The organism is Rhodococcus wratislaviensis (assembly GCF_900455735.1).
GTDB classification, from domain to species: domain Bacteria; phylum Actinomycetota; class Actinomycetes; order Mycobacteriales; family Mycobacteriaceae; genus Rhodococcus_F; species Rhodococcus_F wratislaviensis.
In genome coordinates this window covers 899,210-917,065 of record NZ_UAUI01000001.1, presented here as the reverse complement: position 1 = coordinate 917,065, position 17,856 = coordinate 899,210, and the positions used below count along the sequence as shown (strand labels likewise).

General features: G+C 66.1%; 19 protein-coding genes and 1 pseudogene. 12 read left to right on the top strand and 8 right to left on the bottom strand.

What is annotated here, in order from left to right; all coding sequences use genetic code 11:
• The first annotated feature begins 5 nt into the window (after window positions 1–5).
• The 7 genes and pseudogenes from DTA22_RS04185 to DTA22_RS04150 all read left to right on the top strand — a co-directional run bounded on the left by DTA22_RS04185 (window position 6) and on the right by DTA22_RS04150 (window position 4,585).
• Window positions 6–776: a FadR/GntR family transcriptional regulator gene (locus DTA22_RS04185; protein ID WP_037229614.1), complete on the top strand. Its 771-nt coding sequence runs from the start codon at window positions 6–8 to the stop codon at window positions 774–776.
• Window positions 777–1,104: 328 nt separating this feature from the next.
• Window positions 1,105–1,890 (top strand): helix-turn-helix domain-containing protein, encoded by a 786-nt coding sequence (locus DTA22_RS04175; protein WP_037229616.1) that lies wholly within the window; start codon window positions 1,105–1,107, stop codon window positions 1,888–1,890.
• Window positions 1,881–2,222: an MmcQ/YjbR family DNA-binding protein gene (locus DTA22_RS04170; RefSeq protein ID WP_037229618.1), complete on the top strand. Its 342-nt coding sequence runs from the start codon at window positions 1,881–1,883 to the stop codon at window positions 2,220–2,222. Before DTA22_RS04175 ends, DTA22_RS04170 begins: the two co-directional genes overlap by 10 nt.
• Before the next feature lie 175 nt (window positions 2,223–2,397).
• Window positions 2,398–2,529 (top strand): annotated as a pseudogene (locus DTA22_RS37110) (hypothetical protein); the annotation flags it as partial.
• Window positions 2,530–2,986: 457 nt separating this feature from the next.
• Window positions 2,987–3,727 (top strand): alpha/beta hydrolase, encoded by a 741-nt coding sequence (locus DTA22_RS04155; protein WP_112298564.1) that lies wholly within the window; start codon window positions 2,987–2,989, stop codon window positions 3,725–3,727.
• A 47-nt stretch (window positions 3,728–3,774) separates the two neighbouring features.
• Window positions 3,775–3,936 carry a hypothetical protein gene (locus DTA22_RS36020; RefSeq protein ID WP_160118491.1) on the top strand — a complete coding sequence of 54 codons (162 nt, stop codon included), beginning with the start codon at window positions 3,775–3,777 and terminating at the stop codon, window positions 3,934–3,936.
• 208 nt (window positions 3,937–4,144) lie between these two features.
• Window positions 4,145–4,585: a hypothetical protein gene (locus DTA22_RS04150; RefSeq protein WP_146777752.1), complete on the top strand. Its 441-nt coding sequence runs from the start codon at window positions 4,145–4,147 to the stop codon at window positions 4,583–4,585.
• An 88-nt stretch (window positions 4,586–4,673) separates the two neighbouring features.
• Here DTA22_RS04150 and DTA22_RS04145 read toward each other — a convergent pair whose 3' ends face one another.
• On the bottom strand, window positions 4,674–5,318 hold the full coding sequence (locus DTA22_RS04145; RefSeq protein WP_112298562.1) for a dihydrofolate reductase family protein: 645 nt from the start codon (window positions 5,316–5,318) through the stop codon (window positions 4,674–4,676).
• Between the two features lie 214 nt (window positions 5,319–5,532).
• On the opposite strand from DTA22_RS04145, the gene DTA22_RS04140 reads away from it, so the two are divergent.
• Together DTA22_RS04140 and DTA22_RS04135 are read left to right on the top strand one after the other, a co-directional pair.
• A complete protein-coding gene (locus DTA22_RS04140; protein ID WP_112298561.1) occupies window positions 5,533–5,979 on the top strand; it encodes a YciI family protein in 447 nt (148 codons plus the stop codon).
• A 67-nt stretch (window positions 5,980–6,046) separates the two neighbouring features.
• A complete protein-coding gene (locus DTA22_RS04135) occupies window positions 6,047–6,427 on the top strand; it encodes a hypothetical protein (RefSeq protein WP_147307747.1) in 381 nt (126 codons plus the stop codon).
• A gap of 174 nt (window positions 6,428–6,601) precedes the next feature.
• Here the strand turns inward: DTA22_RS04135 and DTA22_RS04130 are convergent, their stop codons facing one another.
• Complete coding sequence (locus tag DTA22_RS04130; protein ID WP_112298560.1) at window positions 6,602–7,564, bottom strand: class I SAM-dependent methyltransferase; 963 nt, start codon at window positions 7,562–7,564, stop codon at window positions 6,602–6,604.
• A gap of 803 nt (window positions 7,565–8,367) precedes the next feature.
• Between DTA22_RS04130 and DTA22_RS04125 the strand changes: the two genes are divergently transcribed.
• On the top strand, window positions 8,368–8,871 hold the full coding sequence (locus DTA22_RS04125; protein ID WP_112298559.1) for a DinB family protein: 504 nt from the start codon (window positions 8,368–8,370) through the stop codon (window positions 8,869–8,871).
• 219 nt (window positions 8,872–9,090) lie between these two features.
• Here DTA22_RS04125 and DTA22_RS04120 read toward each other — a convergent pair whose 3' ends face one another.
• The 3 genes from DTA22_RS04120 to DTA22_RS04105 all read right to left on the bottom strand — a co-directional run bounded on the left by DTA22_RS04120 (window position 9,091) and on the right by DTA22_RS04105 (window position 12,523).
• Window positions 9,091–9,363: a hypothetical protein gene (locus DTA22_RS04120; RefSeq protein ID WP_037229638.1), complete on the bottom strand. Its 273-nt coding sequence runs from the start codon at window positions 9,361–9,363 to the stop codon at window positions 9,091–9,093.
• Window positions 9,364–9,623: 260 nt separating this feature from the next.
• The gene (locus DTA22_RS04115) at window positions 9,624–10,748 is read right to left on the bottom strand and encodes an anti-sigma-D factor RsdA (protein ID WP_112298558.1); all 1,125 of its coding nucleotides are present in this window, start codon (window positions 10,746–10,748) and stop codon (window positions 9,624–9,626) included.
• Between the two features lie 572 nt (window positions 10,749–11,320).
• On the bottom strand, window positions 11,321–12,523 hold the full coding sequence (locus DTA22_RS04105) for an NAD(P)/FAD-dependent oxidoreductase (RefSeq protein ID WP_112298557.1): 1,203 nt from the start codon (window positions 12,521–12,523) through the stop codon (window positions 11,321–11,323).
• Window positions 12,524–12,605: 82 nt separating this feature from the next.
• Between DTA22_RS04105 and DTA22_RS04100 the strand changes: the two genes are divergently transcribed.
• Both DTA22_RS04100 and DTA22_RS04095 read left to right on the top strand, forming a co-directional pair.
• Window positions 12,606–13,244: a TetR/AcrR family transcriptional regulator gene (locus tag DTA22_RS04100; RefSeq protein ID WP_037229647.1), complete on the top strand. Its 639-nt coding sequence runs from the start codon at window positions 12,606–12,608 to the stop codon at window positions 13,242–13,244.
• The gene (locus DTA22_RS04095) at window positions 13,241–14,275 is read left to right on the top strand and encodes an LLM class flavin-dependent oxidoreductase (RefSeq protein ID WP_037229650.1); all 1,035 of its coding nucleotides are present in this window, start codon (window positions 13,241–13,243) and stop codon (window positions 14,273–14,275) included. Before DTA22_RS04100 ends, DTA22_RS04095 begins: the two co-directional genes overlap by 4 nt.
• A gap of 89 nt (window positions 14,276–14,364) precedes the next feature.
• Here the strand turns inward: DTA22_RS04095 and DTA22_RS04090 are convergent, their stop codons facing one another.
• The 3 genes from DTA22_RS04090 to DTA22_RS04080 all read right to left on the bottom strand — a co-directional run bounded on the left by DTA22_RS04090 (window position 14,365) and on the right by DTA22_RS04080 (window position 17,706).
• On the bottom strand, window positions 14,365–15,000 hold the full coding sequence (locus DTA22_RS04090; protein ID WP_037229652.1) for a cysteine hydrolase family protein: 636 nt from the start codon (window positions 14,998–15,000) through the stop codon (window positions 14,365–14,367).
• A 56-nt stretch (window positions 15,001–15,056) separates the two neighbouring features.
• Window positions 15,057–16,583, bottom strand: coding sequence for a permease (locus DTA22_RS04085; protein ID WP_112298556.1), 1,527 nt, complete (start codon window positions 16,581–16,583; stop codon window positions 15,057–15,059).
• A gap of 376 nt (window positions 16,584–16,959) precedes the next feature.
• Complete coding sequence (locus tag DTA22_RS04080; RefSeq protein ID WP_112298555.1) at window positions 16,960–17,706, bottom strand: SDR family oxidoreductase; 747 nt, start codon at window positions 17,704–17,706, stop codon at window positions 16,960–16,962.
• Window positions 17,707–17,856 lie beyond the last annotated feature (150 nt).

Genomic DNA, 17,856 nt, shown 5'->3' with positions numbered 1-17,856 from the left:
CCGCAATGGATCGAGCGTTCAGGCCGAAGGCGCTGACCCGTAAGGACGCCTCGGGGCAGATCGCGAGGCAGCTCAGGTCGGCGATCGCCGACGGCGTCTGGGTCCCGGGGGAGCGGCTGCCCACTGAACTCGATCTCGCGGACACGTTCGACGTGTCGCGCAACACCGCCCGCGAGGCCCTCAAACTGCTGACCGCGACCGGTTTGCTCACATCGGTCCGCGGCGGCGTCGGAGGCGGCACCTATGTGGCCGTCCCGGACTCGGACGACATCGCCGAGTTGCTCGGCGATGCCATCCGCCTCTGGTTCCGCGCCGGCGACGTCACCGTGCACGACGTGGACGAAGCGCGCCGGGTGCTGGAGGAATTCAGTGTCGCGATGGCGGCGCAGCGCCACACCGAAGGAGACCTCGAGGCCATTTGGAGGCCGGTGCTGGCGTCGCGAGATTTCGAGATGGACATCGAGGAGTGGCTCGGCCTGGACCTGGAATTTCACACCGCGATCACCCGGGCGGCGCACAACCCGATCCTGGAGTTGGCGATGACCTCGGTGCACCTGATCCGCCCGGTGACCAACCGTGTCTTCGTCGATCGATTGGATCGACGCCTGGTGATGGAACAGCACGAGGGCATGTATCAGGCGATCGCCACCGGCGACCCGGTAAAGGCCCGTGAGGCATTCGCGACTCACATCGGCTACCTCGATTCGGTGCGCAGCGAGGTGCTGCGCGACCTGAACACCGACGACGTCCGGATCTCCGACATCCCGGGTGTGTAAGGGGCAACCGCTTTCTCGGCAGCGTGTCTGACGGCCCGCTCGGTCAGCCGCGACCGATGTACGGCATCCCGGTGGCCATGATCGTCATCATCGGCACGGTGGCGTCCAACGAGTTCTGTACTCGACCGCGTCCCTCCTCACGTCGCCGCGCGTTCCAATTCACTTCATGCCAGCCGGGGACGTGGCGTTGCCGAGCCAAGAGACTTTGGTCGTTCTCTTACGCTTCAGGACGGGTGTTGGCGTGCTGGCTACAGCCGAAGCCCGACAGTGAGCAACTCCCTGGAAGGAATGGCATCGATCCCCCGGGGTGAGCGAGGATTGATTGGTGATGACGCGGTTCCCCAGTGAGTTCCGGCGCTGGCGCACGGCCCGCCGGATGAGCCAGCTCGATCTCGCGCTTCGGGCGGGCACCACCCAGCGGCACGTGAGCTTCATCGAACAGGGCCGCTCCCGCCCGGGGCGGGGCATGGTGTTGCGCCTGGCGGAGTCGATGGAGCTCACGCTACGGGAGCGCAACGAGCTGCTCCTCGCTGCCGGCTTCGCCCCGGCATTCCCGGAGTCATCGCTCGACGACGAGGCGCTGCGCCCGGTTCGTCAGGCGCTGGAAACGATTCTCGACGGTCATCTCCCGTACCCGGCGATGGTCGTGCGGCCGCACGGCATCCTCGTCACCGCCAACCGGGCGTTCGAGGTGTTTTACGAAGGCGTCGACCCCGCGTTGCTCGCACCACCGGTCAACGTGTTCCGCCTGGCCCTGCACCCCGAAGGGAACGCGCCCCGGGTGCGCAACCTGCCGGAGTGGGGCAGGCACATCACCGAGCACCTGCGGGCTCAGCTGGCGCAGAGCCCCGACCCGGCGTTGGAGGCGCTGCTCACCGAACTCGAGTCCTACCTTCCGCCGCTGCCCGAGGAGGCCGACGTCCTCGGCTTCGCGGTGCCGCTGGAGCTGGGCTCGGCCGATGGCGACCTCCGGCTGATCACGACGCTCACGTCGTTCGCGACCGCCGCCGACGTGACGCTCGCCGAGCTGCACCTCGAGGCGTTCCTGCCCGCTGACCACGGCACCGCCGAGGTGCTGCGCCGCCGATGGGGTGAGGATCGACGATGGGGGTGACGATCGACGATGCCCGGGCGATCGCCGGCACGTTGCCTCGTTCCTACGAGGCGCTCGTACGCGACGAGGTGAGGTTCCGGGTGGGACGCATGGTCTACGCGGCGTTCTACCAGGACGACACGATCATGGGCTTCGGCTTCCCTAGGGAAGAGCGAGAGGCGCTGGTGGCCTCGGAGCCCGATAAGTTCCTGATGCCCCGCGCCTCCGACATGCGGTTCCGGTGGGTCTGCGTACGGCTCGATGCCCTCGACGTCGAGGAGCTGCGAGAGCTACTCGTCGACGCGTGGCGCATGTGCGTGCCGAAGAAGGTGGCCGCCGCCTACGAGGGTTGACTGATGCCCATGCTCCGAATGACATGGCCGACGTCGGGTCGTCCCGAATGGGAGAGCGCAGTTCTCCCAGCGACGGCGGCGAAAGGTTTCTTCGGCACGCTGATGTGTCAGCAGTGCCGGGTGCCGAGGGTGCCGGTCACCGACAGGCTAGCTAGTTACGTTGTGGTGCAGATGGATCGATGCCCGCGGGAAGAGTGTCTCACCGGCCGATCTCGAGGACTTCCTGCGCGCCCACCCCTCGTCAGCCAGTGCATGGTGGTCGGCGATGCACGCCCATGCATCGGCGCCCTGATCACCCTCGATCCCGATCCCTACCAAGCTGGAAGGACCGACACGGCGTCCCGCCCGCCACGCCACTGCCGGAGTTACTCCGCAATCGCGACCTGATCGCCCAAATCGATACCGCGGTCGCCGAAACCAACGAGAAGGTCTCCAGGGCAGAGCAAATCAAAGAATACCGAATCCTCGACGCCGAGTGGACGCAGAAAAGCCATCGATCAAGCGCGAGGTCGTCCTCGAGCAACACGACGGACATCGAGTCCATCTACTCCCGATAGCGGGGGTGGTCGGCGGGCCCGGAGCGTCCGCAAAAACCTGTTGGCGGACCACGGCGGCCACTGCTACTTTTCTGGAGGCCGTGCGAGAGAACGAGGAGGTGGTACCCGTGAACGCAGTATCGACATGGGTGCTCCCCTTCGGGGTCACGGTCGGGCGATGGGTCGCCCGGGAGCGCCGTTGACGAAGCACTCCCGAAAGGCACGACAATGCAATTCACTTCCGAACAACGCCTCGGCGACGGTGTCCTCGAGCGCGAATTCACTCTCGGCGAGATCCCCGGCATCCTGTGGACGCCTGGATCCGCATCTGCACCACCCGCACCGGCGCCGCTGATCCTGGTCGGCCACCCCGGCGGACTGCACAAGATGTACCCCCGACTTGTGGCCCGGGCCCGGGGCGCCGCGGCGGAGGGCTTCGCCGCGGCCACCATCGAGCTCCCCGGGAGCGGCGACCGGCCCCGTTCCGCCGCCGCCGAACAGGCCCGCGCCGACCTGCACCGGGCGCTGGAGGCCGGCGAGTCGGTCGACGACGGGATCATCGACCGGCTCGTCCTCCCGCTGGTCGAGACGGCGGTCCCGGAATGGCGGGCCGCCTTGGACGCCCTCCTTTCGCTGCCCGAGATCGGCGGCCCGGTGGGGTACTCGGGAGGGGTGATCGCTGTCGGCATCCGGCTGGCGGTGGTCGAGCCGCGCGTCTCGGCCGCCCTGCTGTTCGCCGGGAGTTTCGTGCCCCGCACCATGTTCGAGGAGGCCCGGCAGGTCACCATTCCGCTGCAGGTCCTGCTGCAGTGGGACGACGAAGGAAACGACCGGCAACTGGCCCTGGACCTGTTCGACGCTTTCGGCTCCAAGGAGAAGACGCTGCACGCCAATATGGGCGGGCACACCGGCGTTCCGCAGTTCGAGGGGGACGCCGGGAACCGGTTCTTCGCCCGGCACCTGAAGTGATGCCGGCCCGTCAGGCCGGCAGCAGACGATAGGAGCTGCCGGCCAGGATGCCGCTCGTCGAGGACAGGTCCCGGCTCTCCTCGCTGGTGAGTGCGCGCGCGGCACGCTTTAGTCAGCAGTCGCGCGCGGCGTACTACAAAGCCATCGGGCTGGCGGGCAACACCGCCGAGACCGCCTACCTGACCCGCCGCCGCGACCAACTGCGGTAGCGCTCACGGATCCGCTTCCGGGAACCGCTCGAACTGTTCAAGGTTCCGACGACTCGTGTCGGTCTTCGTTCGACGAGTGGATTCGTTCCCCGGATAAGCTCGTAAAGAGTTGCGAGCCCGATCGCCAACGACGATGACGATGACGAAGGATTCATTGGTGAGGTGCGGCAAGCCAGGATGGGGATCGGGGTCGGCGAGTCTCGTGGTAGTGGCGGCCCTTGCGATGACCGCGTGCGGCGACGGGCTGGGCACTCATTCGATTGACGAGGATGCTGCCCGTGATGCATTGAAGAGCCGTGGAGTGGAGATCCCGTCCACGTTCAGATTCGGTCAGATGTACGAATCGCAGGTCTTTTCGGGTGCGAACTCATACCTGGGTCGCTACGACGGGCCCCAGACCGTCTTCGTGAATTCGGCCCAACTGTCCGCCGCCAACTCGACGTTTCCACCCCTGCAACCAATCCAGTGCACCGATCCGGCAGTCGCCACGCTCGAGTGGGGAATCCTAGGATTCTCTTGTACCAAGGAGATGCAACTACTCGCTAGTGAGAACCCAGCGAACAGCGAGTTCCCCACCGACAAAGTCACACTGCTTCTGACCAGCGACGGCACCCGCGCCCACCTTTTCGTCAGCGCAGAAGGGCACTGACCACACACGGGATCGGTGACACAAAGCTGTACTCGACGTGAATTCCCGTCATGAACCTCACCGATCCCGACTGGCCAAAGAACCGGATTCAGTCGTGCCGGATTTTGTTCCAGAGCTGATGGATAAGCCCGCTGGGGGAAGCGACGGTCTCGACTGTGAAGCGGTCTTCGATGCCGTCCAAGCCCTCCCAGAGGGATATGCCGCGTCCGAGGGTGATGGGCACGATCACCAGGTGCATGAAGTCGATCAAGTCGGCTTGCAGAAACTGCCGCACAGTCGAGGGACCTCCGCCGATCCGGATGTCGTGACCGTTCGCAGCTTCCTGGGCCATGCGCAGCACCTCACGGGGTGGCGCGTCCACGAAGTGGAAGCTGGTTCCGTTGGGAAAGTCGATGCTGGGGTGTGGGTGGTGGCTCATGACGAACACTGGTGTCTGAAATGGCGGTTCGTCGCCCCACCAGCCTCGCCACCCGTCGTCGGGCCAATCGCCGGTCTGGGGGCCGAACTTGCGACGGCCCATGATCTCTGCGCCGATGCCTTGGCTCCACAGGCTGGTCAGGGCGCGGTCCAGGGTGACGGGGGCGTCTACCCGGTCGACCCCGTGGATGACGCGTCCGTCGAACCGATCGAATAGCCGTTCGGCACCGCCGATCGGGGCGTCGAACGTCACGAACTCGCCGGCGGCGTAGCCGTCGAGGGAGATGTTCATGTTGTGGATCCGGGTGCGGGGCATGGGCGACTCCTTCAAAGATCGAATGGACCAGATATACCTAAACAGACCGGCGGAGACGGCCGAACTCATCGCGGATCATTGAAAATAGTGTTCTGTTGGGCGATCGTCTATCGATCGTTCCGCCGTGGGCGGCGCCTGCGATCCTGGACTCCGAGGCGGGGGCGCTGAATGCCCTTCTGACGGCGATAGGGGCGGGATGATGGCGAGGTAGCGGATCGCCCGCCAACACCCGGGTGTATCCGAGACACGTCGCGAGGGTGATCGGGGTCAACACCGGCATTACCGTGGCGCGCCGGCATCGGTCAACGACGTGCCGATGGCGCAGTGGGCGCCGGAGGAGATCTCGGCCCATATGCAGTACATGAATGACTTCGCCGCTCGGCTCGAGGGCACCGGCGAGTTCGTCGACAGTCAGGCACTTTCCGCGGAGGGCACGTTCGTCCGGTACGACGGCGAGGGGCGGCCGCCGGTGACCGATGGCCCGTTCGCGGAGACCAAGGACGTGATCGCCGGTTGGATGGTGATCGACGTCGACACCTACGAGCGGGCACTCGAGCTGGCCGGCGAATTGTCCGCAGCTCCGGGTGCGGGTGGCACGCCAATCCACGAGTGGCTGGAGTTGCGCCCGTTCCTGGGTGAATGTGCGACCGTGACGGAGTGACGGACGGTGGGCGAGGCCCTGCTGCGGACCCCTGACCCCGATCGAGGCCGTGCGCGGGGTGCTGCGGATGATGGATCGGGTGGACGAGGTGACAGATGCGGGGTCGGCGAGGGGTTGGCGGATTTCGCTAGGGGTGTGCGCGGGTCTGCTGCTGGGGTTCTTCTGTTATCTGCCTGCGGTGATTTTGTGGCAGCACTACGGCAATGTTCCGCAGCCGCGGGTGTATCCGCACGGCTCGTTCACCTCGTTCGGGTCGGATCCGCCGCCGGCCGGGTACTGGGTGAGTTGGGCGGGTCCGGCGGTGCTGGTGGTGGCGTGCGGGTTGATGACGGTTCCGTGGCGGCCCGCCCGGCAGTTCGCGGTGCCGTTGGTGTGCGCGTTCGCGCCGATGGCGGCGTTGGTGGCGTGGTTCTTCATCGGAATGGAGCTGTTCTTCACCCCCGACTAATCCTGTTATCGGGGTTGTTCGGTGTCGAGGGGGTCGGTGATGAGGTGGGCGGGGCCTGGGGTGGCTTGTGGGCGAGTTCGTGTTGAAGGTCCTGCGCATCTCGCTGACGCTGAGTGGCGCGAGGTCGGAAACGATCGAGGTGCCGTGCCGGTGGTAGTGGGGTCAGGTACTTACCTAGCTGCCGACATCATCGTTCGCCAGGGGTGGGCGTCTCGCCCAGTCCGGTGATGACGGCCTCTGGTCTCCGGGTCGGTTGACATGATGCTTGACCCACCGCGCCTCTCGGTGGTCCCAGTAGCGGGTGCGATCCTGTGAGTGGGCGCGACCATTGGACGGTGACGCGGGCGCAGCTGTGCCCGTCGCGGTTTTCCTGGGTGATTCTGTGTTGGCGCAGAGAGAACCACCGGCTGTCCCGTGTCCGATGGCAGGGCTTCGGTGAGGCAGCCTGTGCGCCCGCAGAACCACGTCGTGGGTGTGGTGTGCACCCGCGCCGCCACTGATCGAACGCTCCCGCACCTCGTTCACGTCGATGTGCCAGCTGTCATCGAGTAGCGCCGCCACATCACCGGGGGAGACCCAGTCGTCGGGATCGAAGCCGTGCTCGCGCGCCGTATCCGCGTTGTGGACGTCGTGGTGCACAACGAGCAAAATGCCGCCCGGTGCGACGGCGGAGACCAGCGTGCGTTCGGCGGCACGGTCGGCGCTACTGCGCAGGGCGGGGTATTGAGCTGAGACCAGGTCGAAACCGCCCGCGGGCAAATCGGCATCGAGCAGTCCGCTCAGCACCCAGGTGATGTCCACGTCTTCCCCGTCGGCGTGGGCCCCGGCCCGGTCGAGGGCGACTCGAGAAACGTCCAGCGCGGTCACGGCCCATCCCTGGCGGGCGAGCCAGAGCGCGTCGGTGCCTTCGCCGCAACCGACGTCCAGGGCCCGTCCCGGCCGTGCGCCGGTCATCTCCTCGACAAGTGCGCCGTTGGCTTCTCCGCTCCACACGCGATCCCGCTCGCTGTAGCGCGCATCCCACTCGTCCGCCTCGTTTGATGTCGTCGTGACTTCGCTGTCTTCGCCCGCTTCTTCCATATCAACACAGTGCAGTAACACCGACGGTTTCGGCGAGAGTTCTTGCCGTATCGGCAAGCATGCCGCTGCTCGGAGCAGGGCGGTGGGCCGACTTGTGGTTCTGGATTGCGTTCTACTGCGATCCTGACGTGGACAATGTCATGCGGGTTGGTGCCTGCTCGATGTCGAGATAGTCATCGACAAGAAAGTGCCATTCATTCCGGCGGGGGTTGCTGTGGGATCACGGCGGTCTGCGTACCGATCAGGGTGTGTCATTGTCAATCTGAGAGCCATCGATGGGTCGAATTGTATTGCCCATCAAGATGTCTCAACTGGATGGGCCTATCGGGTGGTGGTTTCCGGTGGAGGTGCGGATTGGCAAGTTCGTGTGGTGCGGGCTTGGTCGGTGGCGGTGCGGCGCCGGCCGATCGCGGCGGTGAATGCTGATTCGGGGGTTTTCACCCGGTGACCGGTGTCCCTTCCGCTTCCACCGGCACGGACCCGCTCATTGCGGCCGTCCCATGGCGAGCGTTTCGGACGGTCGGCGTGTGCTCGCTCGAATGGGCCTCGCCCGCACACGGGCCGTCGCGGGATCTCTCGTGTCCAGCGGACTGATGTTCTTCGGCTACCGCCCAGTGTGCGATAAGCTGTGTTGAGCAGCAGGTCCTCTGACGGCCTGGGTGCGGTGTCGACGTCGGCCCTTCTTGCGGCACTCCCGAGCGCACAGTCCCTGACGGCAAGCGCATCACATGCTCTTACGCTTTCTCGGCGCCGGGCGCTTCGCTTCTCTCCCGAAATGGATTGCCGTCTTGCGTAACCCAGCCCGACCGATACATTGCGTGCTCCTTGACCAACCACATGACAGGATGGTGTGAAAGCGCATGTACACCAACATAATTGCTTCCGGCGCGGAGCGGTCGATCATCGAGGACACACTCGACCGGAACCGTGAGGCACTGATCGAGACGGTGCGAGGCCTCTCTGATACCGACGCTCGCCGACGACTCGTCGCATCGCTGACGACACCGATCTCGTTGATCAAGCATGCCGCCGCCGCTGAACGGATCTGGTTCCAACGGTTCTGGGCGGGGCTCGACGAATCCGAATGCGATGGCTATTCGCGCCGCGACGAGGGTACGTTCGCCGTCGCCGACGACGAGTCGCTGGCAGATGTCATCGCTGAGTTCGAGCGAGCAAGCCAACGATCACGTGAGATCGCGTCCCGCTTCGATCTCGATGATCACAAGGACAGTCCCCGCGAGGGAAACGTCAGCATGCGATGGACACTGCTTCTGATGATCCAGGAGTTCGCCAGACATGCAGGTCACGGCGACATCCTTCGCGAACAGATCGACAATCCTATACTGCGACAGCCGAACTCGTGACCAGTCTCGGTACCTGACGCATGTCACTCGCAGAAGGGTGCGCTACCGAAACAGTCGCGTGCGAGGAGCTACCGTCGCCGATTGCAGCAGCAGCCACGACTGGTGCGGCACGGCTCGTGCGCCGACGGCCGTGTACGGCGGGTGCACCGCACCACCAGCAGCCACGAGCTGGCCTGGGACGGGTCCGGTACCGCCCGGGGACACCGCCGCAGGCCGCGGTCATTCGCGCGTTTTCAACCGTGAGGTGTGTCGCTTCGCTACATCGAGGTCGGCGTCAGCGATTCCGAGCGTGTCCTGAGCGGCGCGGAGGGCGTCGACGGCGCTCTCCAACGCCTCCGGTGCCGTGGTCGGGTCGCCGAGTGCGTCCACGTCGAGCGCGTTCGCATCGAGGTCTGCGAAGGTACGCTCGAGGTCGAGGAGGGTTCGACGTAGGACGTGCAGCGCATCCCGGACCTTGGTTACCTGCTCGTCGAGGTCAGCGGGCGTGCTCACACGATCACATCCCAGCGCGCCACGGCGGCGGTGGTGAGGTGCGGCCGCACGTCGGCCAGACGGCGGACCTGCTGCTGTACGCCGGCTATCGGTTGGTCGAGGTCGGTCATGCGATCACTCCATCTGTTGTGAATGACTCAGCCGTGTCGTGCAGGGCGGCCCGCTCGATAGCACTTCGGTAAGAAACGCGGTCGTGGCGACAGCTCTGCCCGGGGACGATGACACGTCCCGAGGCCTTCGCCGATACGGCCGCCGACTTCTCAGCTGGTCGGGACTGGCGGCGGCAGCGGTGCCGAAGAAGGCTCCGGCGGCGGCTGCTGGGTCGGTGGTTGCGGGGTCGGGTTGTCCGGCGGCGTAGGCGGGGGTGGTTGCGGGGTCGGGTTGTCCGGCGGCGGAGGTGGGGGCGGTTGCGGGGTCGGGTTGTCCGGCGGCGTAGGCGGGGGTGGTTGTGTGGTCGGGTTGTCGGACGGGACAGGCAGGGGCGGCTGCGGAGGCGGGACCATCGTGATGGTGGGCTCAGGGCTGGTGGACGGCAACGTCTCGGGCGGAAGCGTGAGCGTCGTCGTGGGTAGCGGCGGCAGTGAAGTGGGCGGCAGTCCCGGAATCTGCAGATCCGTCGGCAGGGTTCCCGGCAACTGCTCGACTCCCGGCGCCGTCGTGGAGCCGGGTGTGGCCGGCAACTCGGTGGTCTGGGTCGGCGTGTCGGTGGTGGTGGTACCGGGCGTCGTCGTCGCAGGCGGCGTGGTGGGGGCGATCTTCTCGACCTCCGCGGCGAGCTTCGCACGCCACGCGTCGAGTTCGGTGCGCATGTCGGCGTCACGTACCCCGCCGGCACGGTCGGCGGCGCCCTCGAGCAGGTTCTTCGCCGCCTCCGCGTCGCCCGCGGCGATCAGCCGCTCGGCCTCCTGCAGCTGCGACGTGGTGTCGATCTGCGCGACGGTCGAATCGGCCTGCTGGCTGAACACGACCGACTTGACGCTCCACAGCGGATCGCCGGGTGCGGCGTTGTACGAGAAGATGGTGGCGCCACCCATGACGACTGCGATCGCGGCGGCAGCGCCTGCGATCGGTCGCAACAAGCGGAGCTTGCCGCGGGCGGCGCTGCGTGCGGATCGGGCGTCCGAGGCGTCGATCGCCGCGATCACGTCGTCGAGCAGCGGCCCGGTCGGCATCGGCGTCGCCACGATGTCGGCGCGCCAATTGGTCAGCAGAAGCGCGAGCTGGTCCTGCTCCGGCGAATCCGTTTCGACGGGACCGCCGGCGGCGATCGCGTCGATCAAAGCGTCGTCGCGGCGCACTGCCGCGACGTCCACCGGTGCGTCGTCTCCTGGGAGATCGGCATCGGGATTGCCGTTGCGCTTGATGCCCCTAGCCAAACTTCTCACCTGCCCTCGTCACTCGCGATGGCTCGTGTCGAGCCACGCGGACAACTCCCGTGGCACTACCCCATCTCCCGGTGCTTCTCCGGCGGCGTGCTCAGCAGTCCGTTCATTTGCCTGCTCGCTTCCGAGTCCAGCGCCCGCAGTTCGGGTCCGTCATCGTTGACTATGACATCTAGTACGTCGGTGACGGGCTCCGACTTGTTACCGCATGTCAGAGAAGAGCGACAAGAAATCGGGGCCCTCCGTGTCGGTTGTGGGTTCGTCGGTGTCGTCCGCACACCGTCGGTTGCCGCACGACCACACCCGTCCTCTTTGGGCCGACCCCGGCGCACTCGGGCGGTCCTGAGGCCCTGGGCCGGGGTCGACGTTTTGCAGGGTCGTCTTCGGGTGGACGATCCTCCTGGTTGGATTATTCCACCGGTGGCCGGTATTCGGCGAGGCTCAGCAGTTGTCGCGTTCACGATCTCGGTGGTGAGGATCTCCTGGCGGAGGGCTTCGAGTTGCCGGATGTGGTTGCGTATCTTCATGTCCGGGTTTGACGTGCCGGCCGTCGACCACGTGAGAAGGAATGCGCGCTACGCGTTGGCTTGTGCGAGTACCGACGCGATGCGCGGCGCAGAGTAGACGTCTCGAATGGGCACCGACCCGCCGAGGACGCCGAAGATCCGTTCGACTACCTCCGGTTGGGTCGCAGCCGCTCTGTAGAACGCCGTGAGTCCGTTCGAGAGCGGCGCGAGGCGGGCCGTGTTGAGCGCAAGTTCGAAGCCGTTGGCGGTGAGCTGGTCGCGCTGACGTGGGTAGTCGCCGAGTGCGTCGTCGACGGGACGGCCGGCGCGCGCGCTGTGGATGGCCTCCGCGAGCAGGTCGGCGCTGAGGAATGCATCGGCGATGCCCATCCCCGTGGAGGGGTCTTTGTGGTGGCCGGCATCGCCGAGCAGCGCCCATCCCGGTCCGACCGATGTTCGGTACTGGTTGGGTAGGTAGGCGGTACCGACGAAACGTTGTTCGCGGTGGCCGGAGGCGACCGTGTCACGCAGACCTGGCACCAGATCGAGGGCGGCATGAAAGCTTCGGTCGAGGTCTGTGCGGACGCGTGCAAATTCCCGGCGGGGCCAACCGACGTAGATGCAGGTGAGTCCGTCGTTGGTGGGCCAGACCAGGATCAGCTGGCCGGTTCGGGCGTGGAACGACGCGCGTACATCGCCGAGGCCACTCCAATAGGAGTAGTACACGCACGTCAGCGGCGGATGGTGGTTGTAGACACGAGCCGCGACTCGTCGCGCGACGGTCGAGTGCAGACCATCGGCCCCGACGACCAGCGGTGCCCGCAGCGACAACGAGCCGCCGGCGCCTCGGCGACGGCCGCGCACGCCCGATGCCCGACCATCCGCCCACACCACGTCGTCGACGACGACGCCGTCGATGAGTTCGGCGCCCGCCTCGACGGCCGCCTCGACCAGCACCGTGTCGAGGACGGTCCGCCGCGGGCAGTACACGGCCGTCTGCCCCTCGACACCAGGTCCGATACCCGACATTTGCACGGGGCCGACGTCGAAGGTGATCTGCTCGATCGGTGCGCAGCCGCGGGCGTGCAACCGATCGAGCAACCCCCAATCCCGCAATCGGAACGCGGCACGTTGCCACAGGAAATGGGTGGACATGGTGTCGCTGGGAAACGACGCTCGATCGACCACCGCGACACGGTGCCCACCGCGTGCCAGAAGCATCGCCAACGACGCGCCTGCGCACCGGGCGCCCACCACGATCACGTCGAACATCGGACCTTCTCCTTCGGGCCTGTCTGAATGGCCGTCTGAAACAAAGATAGCACGATCGTTCGTACTGTACTAGGATGAGTTCATGGCACAGAAGCGGAACACGACCCCAGGGGCCAAGACGCGGGAGACCGTGCTGCACGCGGCCGCCGACGTCGCATCGATCGATGGTCTGGACGGACTCACCATCGGGCATCTCGCGAGCCTGACCGGGATGAGCAAGAGTGGGCTGTTCGCCCACTTCGGGTCGAAGCAAGACCTCCAACTGGCCACCATCGAGGTCGCGCGCCAGCGTTACGTGCGCGAGGTGGTCACACCGGCGCTCGGGTCGGGTCCGGGCATGCAACGCCTCACCGCACTCTGTGAGTCGTTCCTGTCGTATGTCGAACGGGGAGTCTTCCCGGGGGGATGCTTCTTCGCCGCCGCGATGGCCGAGTTCGACGGCAAGACGCCCGGCCCGGTGCGTGACGCCGTTGCCGAGTGTCAGCGCCAGTGGATGGGGACCCTCGCGCAGGCGGCACGCGAGGCACAGCAATCCGGTGAGTTGTGCACCGACACCGATCCGGACCAGCTCGCGTTCGAGCTGGAAGGCACACTGCTGGCGGCCAACTCGTATTTCCATCTCTTCGCCGACACGCGTTATCTCGACCGCGCCCGCCTCGCGGTGCGTGCACGCCTGGCGAGTGGAGAATCGACACCAGAACGGACGGCAACCCGCGCATGAGCACCCACACAACCGACGACGTCGCCGCCGGCGTCAGCGCTACCCGGCGCGGCCTCGGCATCTGCGTGACCCCACTGGAAACGCGCCGTGACGTGATACTGCACGTCGCCCGCCGCGCCGAAGATCTCGGCTATGACGGGTTCTTCCTCGCCGAAGGGTGGAGCCAGGATGCCGCCGTCCTGCTCACCGAAATCGCCACCAGGACGGAGCGGATCACCATCGGTACCGGTGTGCTCAGCGTCTGGGGCCGCACAGCCGGAACCCTCGCGATGCTCGCCGCCAGCCTCGACCAGGTCTCACGCGGCCGTTTCGTCCTCGGCTTGGGGGCAAGCAGTCCACAGCTCGTCGAAGGACTGCACGACCAATCGTTCACCGCGCCGGTGGCGAAGCTGCGCGCGGTTACCGCACAGGTCCGTCGACTGCTCGACGGCGAGCGGGTCCTCCCGACGGCGACCCACGACCACCGGCCCCTGCGGCTGGGTGTCGCCGCGCGCACCGGCCTGCCGATCTACCTCGCCGGACTCGGCAACAAATCCATCCAGCTCGCCGGCGAACTGGCGGACGGCTGGACGCCCTTCTTGGTCCCGCGGTCGTGGCTGCCCCGCGGAATCGACCTGCTCCAGCAGGCGGGCGCCCGATCCGGACGCACCACACGCCCCTTGGTGTGTCCGGCAGTTCCCACCGCCGTCGCGGCCGATCAGGCAACGGCCCGCGAGATCGCGTCCTGGTGGATCGCGTTCTACCTCACCAGCATGGGCTCGCTCTACCGCCGCTCGCTGAGCGAACGGGGATACCACCACCCGGTCGAGGCCGTGCTCGCCGGCAACCCGACCCACGACACCACCGACGTGCCGGCCGCAGCCCATGTTCTGCTCGACGAGCTCACCGTCTGGGGCACACCCGACACGGCTCACGACCACCTCCAGCACTGGTACACCTCGGGCGCCGAGATGCCGATCCTCACCCTCCCGCCCCACCGCACCGTCGCCGAACTCGACTACATGCTCGACACCATGCGCCCACACCCCTGACGTTCCGCGGGACCGGGAACGACGTAGTTCCAGGCTCGCCCCGCAGATCGGTCAGGGCTGGATTTTCCGGCCGGCGCTGCTTCGGCTGTTCACAATCCTGGGAGTGTGGTCCAGAACGTCTCGAGTTTCTCGGCGGTGATCACGGTGCCGAAGTTCTGTGCGACGACGGACACCGAAGCGTCGTGGGCTGTTCGGCTGTAGGTGGCTGCGCAGTCTTCGACGAGTGAGACCCAGTATTCGTGAAACAGTGCGCTACGCAGACTCGACTCGACACACACCTCGGTGGCGACGCCGGTGAAGAGCAGGGAGTCGATGCCGAGGGAACGCAGGGTGAGATCGAGGTTGGTGCCGACGAATGCGCTGAACCGGTTCTTCGTGATCACCACGTCGCCGTCCTGCGGAGCGACGGCGTAATAGTCTGCCCCGGATGTTCCCGTGCGGCAGGTAATTCCGGTGCGTGCCGCGTCCGGTCCCTCGCCGACGCGGCCGAGCCACTGGGGTGTATCGGTGGTTTCGTCGTGCAGGGTACGGACGAAGATCACCCGGACCCCGGCCGTGCGCGCGGACGAGACGAGGTGGTCCAGTCGCGGAGCCATCGCCACCGGGGCGGTCACGTCGAAGCCCTTCCGTGCCAGCGACCCGTCGGGGGAACAGAAATCGTTCTGCATGTCGATGACGATCAGTGCGCACCGGGCGGGGTCGTAGCGGAACGGGACCGAGCTCATTCGTAGTGTCCTTCCATGTCAGGGGTTGTACGGAAACCGTGTTCGGCGATCATCCGCTACCAGATGATGACGGCAGCTCCGGTGGCCAGGAGCAGTCCGGCCATCACCGGGACGACGAGGTGGCGGACCAGTTCGGCAACCGGTATCCGGCAGAATCCGGCGACCACCACCAGCGACGACCAGATCACGAGAGTCCCCCCGCCTGTCCACGTGGCGCCGTTCTGGGCGATGGCCGCCAAGGTCGCGGTGTCCATCCCGGATTGCGGGGCCAGTGCGGCAGCCAGTCCGCCGGTGAGGGGTAGGCCGGCCCACCCGGAACCGTCGAGACCGACCGCCATACCGATGAAGAGCATGCTGAGTGCGACGAAAACGCCGTTGTCGGGGATGTACGGCTGCACCCGTTCCACGGTGTCGAAGAGGAAGGCCGGACCGGTGGTGTCGTCGTCGAGGCCGAGAATGGCGCCCGAATAATCGGGAATGCCGATGTACACGAAACCTGCGACGGGAAGGATGATTCCCATTGCCTTGAAGGCGTACGACAGACCATCGATGAAGTGGGTGGCGCAGAATTCCAGAGCCTCGGAGCGTCGTGAGGTGACGGTCACGAGCGTCATCAGGATGATCGCCGTGCCTCCCACCAGGGACGCGCCGCCACCGTCCTCCCAGGGGACGACGTCGGTGAAGCGACCGACCAACATGTAGGCCAGGACGGCGAGGAATGCGGCGGGCACGCCGATCGCCCACGCACGGGTCAGTGTCGGGCGATCCGTGATTCTCGTTCCGTCGTCCTCGAAGCCGGGCAGTTCTTCGTCGAGCACGTCCGTCACGGTGGGTGAGACCTCGACGTCCGGGCCCGGTGCGAAGCCGGCAGACCTGCCACCGGGGGTGCCACCGACACCACCGGGGGGATGCACGGTTCCACCGATCGGCTCGGTCCCCGGAACTGCCTCCGTACGCATCCTGCGGCGGACGGTCAGGAAGTAGGCGAGCACCGCCGCGGTGATACCGACGATCAATGAGATCACCAGGGCACGGTCGGCGATGTCGTCGGCGGGGACGCCTGCGCCGCTCGCGGAAATCGAGGGTGCCAGACCGATCACGTAGTCGGAGGCGATCGACATCCCCTGGCCGGAGATCGCGAGAACCACCGCGGCTCCGAGCGGTGGCAGACCCACCTTGATCGCGGCAGGAAGTAGGACGGCACCGATCAGGGCCAGTGCCGGGGTCGGCCAGAAGAACAGCGAGAGAAGATAGGTGAAGACGAACAGCACGATGTATGCGACGCGGCCATTGACCATCCACCGGCTGATGGGGCGCACCATCACCTCATCGGAACCGATCGCCCGCATCGCCGCGAGCATCGAGGTGACCGCGGCGATGACGATGAAGATCTCGAACAGCGCGGTGCCGGAAGTGATGGTGGCCCGGAATACCGACATGATGGCATTCGGGACGCTGCCGCTGTATGCAAGTGCCGTGGCGAATGTCGCGAGTACCGCGGGGATCATGACGTTCTTGCGTAGCGCCATGGCCACGATCAGAGAAGCAAGGCCGACTAAGAACACGATCTGCGCAGCGCCCACGTGCGACTCCTTGTATCGAACTACTTGCGGCGAGTACCTCGGAAATGTGCGGGTGAGGACGCCCGAGTAACGACCTTGTCGGTCACGACGCGGGGCGCCGCAGCCCGGTTGTCGTATGATCCTGGTCTTCCTTCGATGTGTCGTCAACGTCAAAGTGACTATGCGAGAGCCTATTCGATGTGCAAGGTGCGCAGAAGATGACAACGGTGTTTCGGCTTCGGCCGGTCGTGTGAACGATTACAGTATTTCGCGGCCGCGTGGCCCGGGACGCCGGAGGCCGGTGTCGACGAGGTGGGAGAGGCGGCGCTGCTGCTCGTCGACACCGAGCTGGGCGAGCCGGTCGTAGACGGGGCTCTTGAAGCCCCGGCCCGTTCGGTCAGCCGCGACCGATGTACGGCATCCCGGTGGCCATGATCGTCATCGTCGGGACGGTGACGTCCAACGGGAGTTCTACCAATCGGGTTACCGCGTCCGCGACGTACCGCGGATCGAACGTGGGTTCCGCTCGCAACGATCCGTCCGGTTGACGGGCGGATTGGCCGATGCCGGCCGTCATTGCGGTTGCCGCGTTCCCGATGTCGATCTGGGTGCAGCAGATGTCGTGGTCACGCCCGTCGAGCGCGATCGACTTGGTCAATCCCGACACACCGTGTTTGGTTGCCGTGTAAGCGACGCTCGCGGGTCGTGGTGTGTGGGCGGACAGTGAACCGTTGTTGATGATGCGTCCGCCGCGCGGTGTCTGCGTCTTCATCATTCGCACCGCCTCGCGCGAGCAGAGGAAGACTCCTGTCAGATTTGTGGCGACTGTGCGGTCCCAGTCTTCGGGTTCGATTTCGTCCACCGCGCCGGAGGGGCCGAATGTGCCCGCATTGTTGACGAGTACATCGAGGCGGCCGAATCGTTCGGCCACGGCGGCGAAGAGGCTGTGCACCGACTGTGGTGACGAGACGTCGGCCGGTACCACGACTGCGTGTTCGTGACCGTGCGCTGTCTCGTCCAACGTCTCCCGCACCCGTCCTGCCAGCACCACGTGATGTCCGGCATCGAGCAGTCCGGTCGCCATGGACCGGCCAATTCCCGAGCCGGCACCCGTCACCACGATGACCCGTTCCGTCACATCCACTCCTTGTTCGCGTGCATCACATGGTTCCCGACCAGGTGTCGGCAACCCTTCGAATTGTCGCCGACCGGCGGCCGTCGGTGCGGCTGTTCGCGCGTTCCGTTCGCGGTTGTCGACGCGACCGCGGGGGATCCCAGGAATCACGGTGCGCCT

Coding starts and splice junctions, on each gene's coding strand:
- DTA22_RS04185 (WP_037229614.1), top strand. CDS start 6: ATGGATCGAGCGTTCAGGCCGAAGGCGCTGACCCGTAAGGACGCCTCG.
- DTA22_RS04175 (WP_037229616.1), top strand. CDS start 1,105: ATGACGCGGTTCCCCAGTGAGTTCCGGCGCTGGCGCACGGCCCGCCGG.
- DTA22_RS04170 (WP_037229618.1), top strand. CDS start 1,881: ATGGGGGTGACGATCGACGATGCCCGGGCGATCGCCGGCACGTTGCCT.
- DTA22_RS04155 (WP_112298564.1), top strand. CDS start 2,987: ATGCAATTCACTTCCGAACAACGCCTCGGCGACGGTGTCCTCGAGCGC.
- DTA22_RS36020 (WP_160118491.1), top strand. CDS start 3,775: ATGCCGCTCGTCGAGGACAGGTCCCGGCTCTCCTCGCTGGTGAGTGCG.
- DTA22_RS04145 (WP_112298562.1), bottom strand. CDS start 5,318: ATGCCCCGCACCCGGATCCACAACATGAACATCTCCCTCGACGGCTAC.
- DTA22_RS04135 (WP_147307747.1), top strand. CDS start 6,047: ATGATGGATCGGGTGGACGAGGTGACAGATGCGGGGTCGGCGAGGGGT.
- DTA22_RS04125 (WP_112298559.1), top strand. CDS start 8,368: ATGTACACCAACATAATTGCTTCCGGCGCGGAGCGGTCGATCATCGAG.
- DTA22_RS04105 (WP_112298557.1), bottom strand. CDS start 12,523: ATGTTCGACGTGATCGTGGTGGGCGCCCGGTGCGCAGGCGCGTCGTTG.
- DTA22_RS04100 (WP_037229647.1), top strand. CDS start 12,606: ATGGCACAGAAGCGGAACACGACCCCAGGGGCCAAGACGCGGGAGACC.
- DTA22_RS04095 (WP_037229650.1), top strand. CDS start 13,241: ATGAGCACCCACACAACCGACGACGTCGCCGCCGGCGTCAGCGCTACC.
- DTA22_RS04090 (WP_037229652.1), bottom strand. CDS start 15,000: ATGAGCTCGGTCCCGTTCCGCTACGACCCCGCCCGGTGCGCACTGATC.